This window comes from Sphingomonas endophytica, assembly GCF_001476895.1.
Lineage (GTDB): Bacteria > Pseudomonadota > Alphaproteobacteria > Sphingomonadales > Sphingomonadaceae > Sphingomonas > Sphingomonas endophytica_A.
On sequence record NZ_LDTB01000262.1, the window covers coordinates 1 to 651 of the forward strand.

The 651-nt window shown below is 58.7% G+C and carries 1 protein-coding gene; it reads left to right on the top strand.

Going from position 1 to position 651, the window contains the following annotated elements; genetic code table 11:
- Positions 1-407, top strand: a 407-nt coding sequence (locus tag NS334_RS17095) for a hypothetical protein (protein ID WP_206542732.1), incomplete at its 5' end; no start/stop codon positions are given.
- Between the last annotated feature and the right edge of the window lie 244 nt (positions 408-651).

Genomic DNA, 651 nt, shown 5'->3' on the forward strand with positions numbered 1-651 from the left:
GTACAGCGTGGCCGTCGCTGGCGATCTACAGGCCGTTATGGGCGGTGAACGCCAAGATCGGCGCGCAGTTCAAGCTGATTGATGGGTCGATGCCGAGCGCCGGCATTGTAGTTCGGGTGACCAGTCCGAATGACTACTACCTTATCCGTGCCAGCGCATTTGAGCAGCGCCTGTCGTTTCTCCATGTCGTCGACGGAACGTCTGAAGAGATTGCCAATGTCGACGCGGATATCACGCTGAATCATTGGCAAAGCCTGGAAGTGGTCGTCGATGGCAACAGTTTCAAGATTTCACTGGATGGCAAATGGGTGTTGACGGCTTTCGACCACAGCAAGCCCACGAATGGACAGTTCGGAATATGGGCCGAACGAGACGACGTCACCCGCTTCAACCAGATCGAGATTTAATCGCTAACGTACGGAAGCAACCAGGACGACCTGCGGGGCAGGAGGGAAGAGCAGGATGACGATGGAGTGGACGAGTGATCTTCGCGAACAATCAACAGGGGCCTGTTGGGCCTCGGAAACATGCCCGTCGGTGCATTCTGGCGGCGATTGCGCTCGCTGCGTGGGGCCTCGCGAACGTTAGCGCGGTCGCCGCGGATGCAGGCGCCGGAAAGGTGAAGGCCGAAGGTTGCGTCGGCTGCCACGG